Genomic DNA, 9547 nt, shown 5'->3' with positions numbered 1-9547 from the left:
CTCCATGGCGTCGGATGCCATGGTCTCGGATGCCACGCCGCTGGATTCCAACGGTCAGGAGGCCGGCGGTCAGGAGACGGCGGGCCCCGGCTCCAGGTGGTTCCGGCCCCCGCGCGCCGCCGGGCACATCGGCCGGATCAGCCCGAGACGCTCGGACGGCCGTTCTCGATGTGCCCCATCAGACGCCGGCGGAAGCGGACGCCGGCGTCGCTGTGGTGTGCGGGACCGCCACCGGTGCCCGGTTCGGCGGTGATCTCGATGTCGTACCAGCCGTGCGCGTCGGCGGCGGAGTGCACGACGCTCCGGCTGCGGCCCGGCTTCACCGTGATCTGCCGGGTCCAGCCCTCCAGATCGGCTTCGTCGACATAGCCGAGCGGCCGTACCGTGAAGGTGACCGGCCGGTCACCGGTGTTGCGCAGGGTGAGCTGGAGATCGCGGTCGTGGTGGTCCACGGCCGACGACACCTCGGCGCCCTGGCCCGCCACCGGCCCGGCGAACTCGCGGCGGAAACCGTTCGGCCCGGTAATGGTGAAGCGGTAGGCACCACCGGTCACGCCGGTGAGGGGCACCGTCCAGTGCGCCGTGCCCCGCACATCGCGGTGCTGCGGGACCTCGAACTCCCCGGCGTACGGATAGAGCGCGAAGTGCGCGCTCGCCCGGCCCGTGTTGCTGAGCGTGACCTTGAAGGCCCGGCCCTCGACATGGCCGTGGGCGTCGGTCTGGTAGGGCAGCGGCCTGGCCGGCCTGGCGCCCTTCTCCTGTCGCGGCATCCGCTGCTCGGTGGGGGGTACGGGCCGCCAGCGGCCGGTGAACGGCGGGATCGCGCCGGGCTGCTCCACCTCCGGCTGCGACCGGCCGCGCTGGAAGTCGAAGGCCGAGGTGAGATCGCCGGTGACGGCCCGCCGCCACCTGGTGATGTTGGGCTCCTCGACCCCGGTCCACTTCTCCAGGAAACGGATGACCGAGGTGTGGTCGAAGACCTGCGAGCAGACATAGCCGCCGACCGTCCACGGCGACACCACCAGCAGCGGGACCCGGATGCCCAGACCGGTCGGCCGGCCCTCCCAGCGCTCCTCGGGGTCGTTGACGGGCGGCACGGGCGGCGGGACATGGTCGAAGAAGCCGTCGTTCTCGTCGTAGTTGATCAGTACGACGGTGTGCCGCCAGACGTCCGGGTGCGCGCCGAGCGCGTCCAGGACCTTGTAGACGAGGGTGGCGCTGGCGATCGGGGACGAGGAGCCGGGATGCTCGGAGTCGATCGCGGACGGCACGAGGTACGACACCTCGGGCAGCGTCCCCGCGGCCACGTCGGCCCGGAACTTCTCGGCCAGCGTGCCGCTCTCGACCCGCCGCAGTCCCCGCTCGAAGAGCGACCGCTCCCGCCTGGTCAGTGTGGCGACGCCGGCCTCCAGCGCGGCGAGCAGTTCATCGCGCTCGGCGGCGTCCTGGGCGTCGCGCACCGCGGCGTAGAACGCCTCCATATAGGTGAAGCCCGCCGCCTCCGGCCGGCCGGGCAGGGCCCGCGCCCCGGTGAGCGCCTTGCGCGCGATGTCCTTGAAGGTGGTGAAGAACTCGATGTTGTTGTCGGTGAAGTTCTCCCACTCCGTGTACGTCTGCCAGCTACGCCCGGCCTTCTCCAGCCGCTCGGCGTAGGTCGGCCACGGATAGCCGGGGTGGGTGTCCTCCTCGTACGCGTCGTTGTCGACGGCCCGCCGGCCGTCGGCCTCGAACCCGGTCCAGCCGCTCCACAGATGGTTGCGGTTCGGGCTCGTCGACGTGTGCGTGGACGAGTGGTACGCGTCGCACACCGTGAAGGTGTCCGCGAGCTCGTAGTGCAGCGGGATGTCGCGCCGGTCGTAGTACGCCATGGTGGCGGCGCTCTTGGCGGAGACCCAGTTGTCCATCCAGCCCTTGTTCCAGGCGGCGAACCCGCCGTCCCAGGAGTGGTCCAGCGCCCCGATGTACTGGAGGCCCTGCTTCTGTGTCTCGGCGGCGTCCCGTACCGGGAACGGCAGGACGGTGTCCAGCGGACCGGGCTGCTCGAAGACGGGCTTCCCGGAGGGAAGCTCGACGGCGTTGCGGTCTCCGAATCCCCGCACCCCGCGCAGCGTCCCGAAGTAGTGGTCGAACGAGCGGTTCTCCTGCATCAGGATGACCACATGCTTGATCGCCGACATCCCACCGGCCGCGGGTTCGGCGGCGATCGCGGCCCGCAGGGACGGCGGCAGCACCGACCCGACAGCCGCCCCGCCCAGCGCGCCCGAGCCAAGGGCGAGCATTCTTCTGCGCGATATCTCCGGTGACATGCCCGACCTCCAAGAAGTAGTCCGGCCGGGACGCTAGTGAGAGCGGATGGCAGAAGAGAGGCCCGGGAACGTCTACGACATGAACGTCCCCCAGAGGTGACGCGGAGCCGCGCACGGCGCTTTCGAGACCCCGCCGCGACGACGCGGGCGTCTCGCCCGCCGGGGACGGCGGGCCTTACGGCCGCCGGACCGCGGGGCGGGTGAGGCGGCCGACGGACACCACCACCGCGTGCCGTCTGGCCGCGATCTCCGCGGCGTCCATGGCGGGGTTCACCGGCTCCGGGCTGCCCTCGTTCCAGGTGGAGGAGAGCGCGACCACCAGGGGCAGCAGCAGATGGGGTGGCAGACCGGCGTCCACCCTGCCGTCCGCCTGGGCGGCGGCGAGCGCCCGGAGTTTCACCTCGTTGGCCTTCAGCGCGACCGGCAGCACCTCGCCGGGCCGCTCCAGCCTGTGCCAGCGCGCCAGCCGCATCAGATGCGGATGCGCGAGGTGGAAGTCGAAGAGCGCGCCCGCGTATCCGGGCAGATCGTCGGCGTCGAAGGGCGCGGCGTCGAGGACCTCCTCCACAGCGGCCTCGTAGACCGCGTCGAAGAGCTGCTCCTTGGACCCGAAGTGCACATAGATCAGGTTCTTGTTGTAGCCGGCCGCGGCGGCGATGCGGTCGACGCGCGCGCCCGCGATGCCGTGCGCGGCGAACTCGTCGGTCGCCGCGCGCAGCAGACTGGTCCTGGTGGTGCGGGAGTCTCTGGCCACTCGCTCATCGTAGCCAGCGGCGCCCCGGTCACCGCGACCACACAGGGAGTAAGTGACTGTCTGGTCAGTCGCCATCGCGCATCGGCCGACCTCAGCTCGCCACCTTCGACCACCCCGCAGCTCTTCCCGTAGCAGGCGATGCACACATTGCCATGGTTTGCCACCTTCACCCCATGGTCGTGGCGCCCAGGAATCAACCAACCGGTCGTTCACTCAGATCCTTGCTTTCGCCCGAGCCCAGATTTATAGTCAAGTAACTGGACGGTCAGTTACTTGACCGTCATCGCTTCTCATCTCGCACCCTCACGTCGCCACGCGCAAGGAACACCGTCATGACGCAGTCACAGGTCTGGTTCATCACCGGCAGCTCGCGCGGTCTCGGCCGTGCCACAGCCGAGGCGGCCCTCGCCGCCGGTCACCGGGTGGTGGCCACGGCGCGCAGGCCCGCCCAGCTCGACGATCTCGTCCGTACCTACGGCGAGCGGGTACGCGCCGTGGCGCTCGACGTCACCGACGCCGAGGCCGCACGCGCCGCCGTCCAGGGCGCGGTCGACGCCTTCGGCGGACTGGACGTCATCGTCAACAACGCCGGTTACGGCGATATCGCGGCCGTCGAGGACGTCACCGACGCCGACTTCCGCGCCCAGATCGACACCAACTTCTACGGCGTCTACCACGTCACCAAGGCCGCGATACCGATCCTCCGAGCCAACGGTTCCGGACACATCATCCAGATCTCGTCGAGCGGCGGCCGGACCACATCGCCCGGTCTCGGCGCGTATCAGAGCGCGAAGTGGGCGGTGGCCGGCTTCTCCGAGGTCCTCTCCCGCGAGCTGGCCCCGCTCGGTGTGCGGATCACTGTCGTCGAGCCGGGCGGCCTGCGGACCGACTGGGCCGGCGCGTCGATGACGATCCCGCCAATCAGCGAGCCGTATCGGGCGACCGTCGGGGCCATGGCCGAGAGGGTACGGAGCGCGGACGGCCGGCAGCCGGGCGATCCGGCGAAGGCCGCGCAGGTCATCCTGGGCCTGCCGGATCTGGACGAGCCTCCGGTGCATCTGCTGCTGGGCCGCGACGCCTATCAGTATGTGACGGAGTCCGACCGCCTCCGTACCGAAACCGACGCCAAGTGGCGCGAGCTCACGGAATCGATCGACTACGAAAACAACGACCCCAACAGCGCCAACAACGCCTGAGCGGCCTCCGGGCACCCCTCGCGCGCCGGAGTGCCCCCGGCCTCACTCACCGTGCGGCCACACCAGCAGCACCGGGCAACGCGCGTGGTCCACGACGAACCGGGTCGCCCGGCCGAGGCTGTGCGGCCCGGGACGGTCGATCCGGCCGTCGCGCGCGCAGATCAGCAGGTCCACGCCGTCCGCCGCGCGGACGACCTCGTCCTCCACCCGGCCGTGGTGGTCGAGGAGTTCGCAGGGCCGGCCCAGCCGGTGCGCCGCGGCTTCCAGCAGATCGGCCGCCGCCACACCCGAGAGCGCTTCGAGCCGGCCGCCCGGATCGCGGTCGGGCCGGCCGCCGCGGCCGAGGAGCCCCGCGTAGGCGTCGTGCGCGGCGGCGACGACCTCGTCATCACTGACATGGAGCAGCACCACCTCGTCGTGCGGGGCGCGCTCGCGGGCCGCGTCGACACAGGCGGGCCAGGTGGATTCGGTGATCCAGACGAGAACGGTCGTCGGTGCGGTCACGGCGTCGGCCTCCGATCGATGGCATGCGTATGGCCCCGAAGGATGGCACCACTTCGGGGCCTCACACGATCAGGACACCCTCGGACGGGGGGCGGGACAGCGGCCCGAGCGTTTCCCGGCTCCGCCGCGCGGCGGACGACGCCGTCAGGCGGGCAGGAGGAACTGCTGGTTGGTGCCGCCCGCGCAGGTCCAGATCTGGAGCCTGGCGCCATTGGCGGTGGACTTGTCCGTGACATCGAGGCACTTGCCGGACACCGGGTTCACCAGGGTGTTGCCCGCGCCCTTCTGCCACTGCTGCGCACCGGTGCCGTTGCAGTCGTAGAGCTGCGCCTTCGTGCCATTGGCCGTACCGGCGGCGGTGAGGTCCAGGCACTTGCCGAGCGCGCGGATCGAGCCGTCCGTGGAGACCGTCCACTGCTGCGCGCCCGAGCCGTTGCAGTCGTAGAGCTGTACGGCGGCGCCGTTGGCGCTGCTCGCCGAGGCGACGTCGACGCATTTGCCGCCGAGGCCGGTGATCTGCCCGGTCTTCCCGGCGCCGCCGTCACCGCCGTCACCGCCCGAGCCCGTCACCGAGTTGAAGATGCCGGAGAACTGGTAGGCGCTCTGCGGGGTGCCGCTGCAACTGTCCGAGAGCTGGCCGTTGGTCGCGCACGCCTTGTCACGGCCCACCGCCCAGAAGGCGAGCTCCTGGATGCCCCTGGACTTGGCGAAGTTGGCCAGGGTGGTGGCGTTGGCGGTGGTGAAAACCTCGGCCTGGGTGTCGTTCACCCCGATCATCGGGGTGTTGCCCTCCATCGCCCAGAGCTGCGCGTCGGTCTTGGTGGTCCAGATCCTGCCGAGCTGCGCGCGCAGCGCGGTGGCCGCGTCCGTGGCCGCCTTGCCCATGTCCATGGCCGGGCCGTAGTCCATCGTCATGATATTGACGAGGTTCACGTTGAGGTTGTTGCTCTTGGCGTTGTTGAGAAGGTCGATCGACTCCTGCTCAAGACCGGTCGGGTTGACCGGGAGCGTGTACTGGACGTCCAGCTTCCGGCCCGCGGCCGCGTACTCCTGCTGAAGCTGGGCCAGCGCCTTGTTGCGGCGGTCGTTGGCCGCGGTGTTGCCGAGCTGGCCGCCCTCGATGTCGAGGTCGATCCGGGTCAGGTTGAGCCCGTCGACGGCCCGCTTGTACTGGGTCTTCAGCGCGGCCACCGTGGCGCAGCCGACTCCGAGTTCGGTGCCCGAGGCACCGCCGAAGGAGGCGATGACATCGCCGCCGGCCGAGCGCAGCGAGTTGATGGCCGAGGTCCAGCCCGCGTCGGTGATCGACGTGTCGCCGTTGAAGGTGGCGTCGCAGCCGCCGCCGTCGATGACGAAGGCGAGGGTGAAGTACTTGAGCCCGGTGGCGTTACGGGCGTTGGCGATGGCCGAGGGCGAGCCCCAGGTCTCGACATAGGGCGCCGCGTACTGGGCGGGGAAGCCCGGTCCGGGGTTGGCCGCGGCGGCGGCGCCGGTGGCGGTGGCGACGAGCGCGGTGGCGGCCAGGGCGAGGACGGCCGGGACGGCGGCCAGAGCTCTCGTACGGGATCGGAACACAGGAACACTCCTGTCATGGGCGCCTGTCATGGGCGCGTCAAAACACAACGTGGGGGTGGAGCGCGGGCACGTGCCGTTCACGGGATGGGTCAACCGGACCTGTTCAGATGGGAGAACGAAGACTCCGCACATGAACCGGTCGACTGGGAACGAGTAAAGGACTAGACCAGCCCTCCGTCAATGCCCTGCCGTCACCGGCCCTCGTGACGGGCCCGGTTTTTGACGGCCGTTTACCATTCCGGGATCAGACCCCGACCACCAGCAGCGCGCCCCAGAGCGCGAGCGTGGCGGCCACCAGCGTGGCGGGCACCGTCAGCAGGCCGAGCCGGGTGAAGTGGCCGAGCCTCGGCTCCGTCTGATGCTCTTGCAGGATGCGCCGCCACAGCAGGGTGGCGAGGGAGCCGACATAGGTGAGGTTCGGCCCGAGATTGACGCCGATCAGCGCCGCGAGCACCTGGCCGGGCCCGGCGGGCGCGACGACCGGCAGCAGGGCCAGGATCGCCGGGAGATTGTTGATCAGATTGGCCAGTACGGCGGCGACGCCGGCGATCGCCAGCAGCGAGGGCAGCGTCGATCCGGCGGGGAGCAGCCGGCTGATCCCGGTGTCCAGCCCGTTGTCGACGACGGCCTTGACGACCACTCCCAGCGCGAGGACGAACAGACAGAACAGCGGTGACGCGGCGCGGACGAGCCCCGTCACGGTGGTCCGGCGCTGCCGCAGGGCGCGGATCGCCAGTACGGCCGTACCGGCGAGCGCCGCCCACAGCGGTTCGATCCCGGCGAAGGAGGTGACCACGAACCCGGCCAGCGTCAGCCCGAGCACCACCAGCGTGAACACCGGGGGCTCCGGCCGCTCGCCGGTCTTCGGAGCGTGCGCGCCCGCGGCCAGGTCCGCGGCGAAGAACCGGCGGAAGACGGCGTACTCGACGGCGATCGCGGCCAGCCACGGCAGCGCCATCAGCGCGGCGAAGCGGGTGAAGGACAGACCGCTCGCGGTGAACGCCAGCAGATTGGTCAGATTGGAGACCGGCAGCAGCAGCGACGCGGAGTTCGCCAGATGCGTACAGGCGTAGACATGCGGCCTCGGGCGGGCGCCGACCCGGGCCGCGGTCGCGAAGACCACCGGTGTGAGCAGGACGACCGTGGCGTCCAGGCTGAGCACGGCGGTGATGACGGCGGCGACCCCGAAGACCCCGCCCAGCAGCCGGCGCGGCCGGCCGCCGCAGGCCCGCGCCACCAGATCGCCGGCCGCCGCGAACAGCCCCTCCTCGTCGCAGAGCTGAGCCAGCACCAGCACGGCCGCGAGAAACCCGATCACCGGCAGCAGGCTGTGCGTCTGCTGCCACGCCTCGCCGGGCGAGATCACGCCGAGGACCACGACCAGCAGCGCGGCGGGGACAGCCGCGACCGCCTCGGGCAGACCGCGCGGGCGTACGACGGCGAACGCCAGCACGGCCAGCAGCAGGCCCACGGAGACGGTCTCGGCGGCGACGGTGCTCACGGAATCTCGGCCTCGCGAAGACGGTTCGGCCCGTGGTCCGGGCTGCGTCCGGTACCGGCGGGCGGGAAAACACCCCGTGAGAACACGCAGGGCGGGAACACTCGGAGGGCGGCGCACCGTTCGGTGCGCCGCCCCATGAGGTACGGACCGGCCGAGAGGTACGGACGGCCGTGAGGTACGGACGAGAGGGTCAGCCCTCGACGCCGAGCTTCTCCAGGATCAGCTCACGTACCCGGGCCGCGTCGGCCTGGCCCCGGGTGGCCTTCATGACCGCCCCGACCAGCGCGCCCGCCGCCGCGACCTTGCCCGCGCGGATCTTGTCGGCGACGGCGGCGTTGCCCGCGATCGCCTCGTCCACGGCGGCGCCCAGCGCGCCCTCGTCGGAGACGACCTTCAGGCCGCGCTTCTCGACGACGGTGTCCGGGTCGCCCTCGCCGGCGAGAACGCCCTCGATCACCTGACGGGCCAGCTTGTCGTTGAGATCACCGGAGGCGACGAGCGCGGTGACCCGGGTGACCTGCTCCGGGGTGATGGGCAGCTCGTCCAGCGCGCGGCCCGACTCGTTGGCGTTACGGGCCAGCTCGCCCATCCACCACTTACGGGCCTGGTCGGCCGGCGCGCCCGCCTCGATCGTGGCGACGATCAGATCGATCGCGCCGGCGTTGAGGATCGACTGCATGTCGTGCTCGGAGACGCCCCACTCCTCCCGGAGCCGGTTGCGCCGCACGCGCGGCAGCTCGGGCAGTCCCTCGCGGAGCCGCTCCACCCAGTCCCGGGCGGGTGCGACGGGAACGAGGTCGGGCTCCGGGAAGTAGCGGTAGTCCTCGGCCTCCTCCTTCACGCGGCCCGATGTGGTGGAGCCGTCCTCCTCGTGGAAGTGACGGGTCTCCTGGATGATCGTGCCGCCGGAGTTCAGCACCGCGGCGTGGCGCTGGATCTCGAAGCGGGCGGCGCGCTCGACGCTGCGCAGCGAGTTGACGTTCTTCGTCTCGGAGCGCGTGCCGAACTTCTCGCGGCCGTGCGGGCGCAGCGAGAGGTTCACGTCGCACCGCATCTGGCCCATCTCCATGCGGGCCTCGGAGACACCGAGCGCCTTGATCAGCTCGCGCAGTTCCGCGACGTACGCCTTGGCGACCTCGGGCGCGCGCTCGCCCGCGCCCTCGATGGGCTTGGTGACGATCTCGATGAGCGGGATGCCCGCGCGGTTGTAGTCGAGCAGGGAGTGGGACGCGCCGTGGATCCGGCCGGTGGCGCCGCCGACGTGCGTCGACTTGCCGGTGTCCTCCTCCATGTGGGCGCGCTCGATCTGCACCCGGAAGATCTCGCCGTCGTCGAGCTGGACGTCCAGATAGCCGTTGAAGGCGATCGGCTCGTCGTACTGCGAGGTCTGGAAGTTCTTCGGCATGTCCGGATAGAAGTAGTTCTTCCGGGCGAAACGGCACCACTCGGCGATCTCGCAGTTGAGCGCGAGGCCGATCTTGATGGCCGACTCGACACCGATCGCGTTGACGACCGGGAGCGAGCCGGGCATGCCCAGACAGGTGGGGCAGGTCTGCGAGTTGGGCTCGGCGCCCAGCTCGGTCGAGCAGCCGCAGAACATCTTGGTCCTGGTGCCGAGCTCGACGTGGACCTCAAGGCCCATGACGGGGTCGTACGTCGCGAGGGCGTCCTCGTACGACACGAGTTCAGTGACGGTCACGGTGAAACATTC

7 protein-coding genes are annotated in these 9547 nt (G+C 70.7%); 1 reads left to right on the top strand and 6 read right to left on the bottom strand.

Translation table 11 applies throughout. The features are described 5' to 3' along the window. Positions 1–137 precede the first annotated feature (137 nt). Both ABZ707_RS15705 and ABZ707_RS15700 read right to left on the bottom strand, forming a co-directional pair. Positions 138–2306 (bottom strand): phosphocholine-specific phospholipase C, encoded by a 2169-nt coding sequence (locus tag ABZ707_RS15705; protein WP_360173816.1) that lies wholly within the window; start codon positions 2304–2306, stop codon positions 138–140. A 175-nt stretch (positions 2307–2481) separates the two neighbouring features. Further along, positions 2482–3060, bottom strand: a complete 579-nt coding sequence (locus ABZ707_RS15700; protein ID WP_360173813.1) for a TetR family transcriptional regulator — start codon at positions 3058–3060, stop codon at positions 2482–2484. A gap of 332 nt (positions 3061–3392) precedes the next feature. On the opposite strand from ABZ707_RS15700, the gene ABZ707_RS15695 reads away from it, so the two are divergent. Next, positions 3393–4256: an oxidoreductase gene (locus ABZ707_RS15695; RefSeq protein WP_360173810.1), complete on the top strand. Its 864-nt coding sequence runs from the start codon at positions 3393–3395 to the stop codon at positions 4254–4256. A gap of 42 nt (positions 4257–4298) precedes the next feature. On the opposite strand, the gene ABZ707_RS15690 is transcribed toward ABZ707_RS15695, so the two are convergent. From ABZ707_RS15690 to gatB, 4 genes are all read right to left on the bottom strand, one after another. Next, positions 4299–4760: a universal stress protein gene (locus ABZ707_RS15690; protein WP_360173807.1), complete on the bottom strand. Its 462-nt coding sequence runs from the start codon at positions 4758–4760 to the stop codon at positions 4299–4301. A gap of 144 nt (positions 4761–4904) precedes the next feature. Beyond that, the gene (locus ABZ707_RS15685; protein ID WP_360173804.1) at positions 4905–6335 is read right to left on the bottom strand and encodes a ricin-type beta-trefoil lectin domain protein; all 1431 of its coding nucleotides are present in this window, start codon (positions 6333–6335) and stop codon (positions 4905–4907) included. A gap of 244 nt (positions 6336–6579) precedes the next feature. Continuing rightward, positions 6580–7836, bottom strand: coding sequence for an arsenic transporter (locus ABZ707_RS15680; RefSeq protein WP_360173801.1), 1257 nt, complete (start codon positions 7834–7836; stop codon positions 6580–6582). A 190-nt stretch (positions 7837–8026) separates the two neighbouring features. After that, positions 8027–9535, bottom strand: a complete 1509-nt coding sequence (gene gatB, locus ABZ707_RS15675) for an Asp-tRNA(Asn)/Glu-tRNA(Gln) amidotransferase subunit GatB (protein ID WP_360173798.1) — start codon at positions 9533–9535, stop codon at positions 8027–8029. Positions 9536–9547: the final 12 nt, after the last annotated feature.

This window comes from Streptomyces sp. NPDC006923, from assembly GCF_040635655.1.
In the GTDB taxonomy this organism is placed as follows: Bacteria; Actinomycetota; Actinomycetes; order Streptomycetales; family Streptomycetaceae; genus Streptomyces.
This window is presented reverse-complemented; position numbering and strand designations above follow the sequence as displayed.

Bases quoted from the DNA above. Each gene is read 5' to 3' on its own strand.
- ABZ707_RS15705 (WP_360173816.1), bottom strand. From the start codon at position 2,306: ATGTCACCGGAGATATCGCGCAGAAGAATGCTCGCCCTTGGCTCGGGC.
- ABZ707_RS15695 (WP_360173810.1), top strand. From the start codon at position 3,393: ATGACGCAGTCACAGGTCTGGTTCATCACCGGCAGCTCGCGCGGTCTC.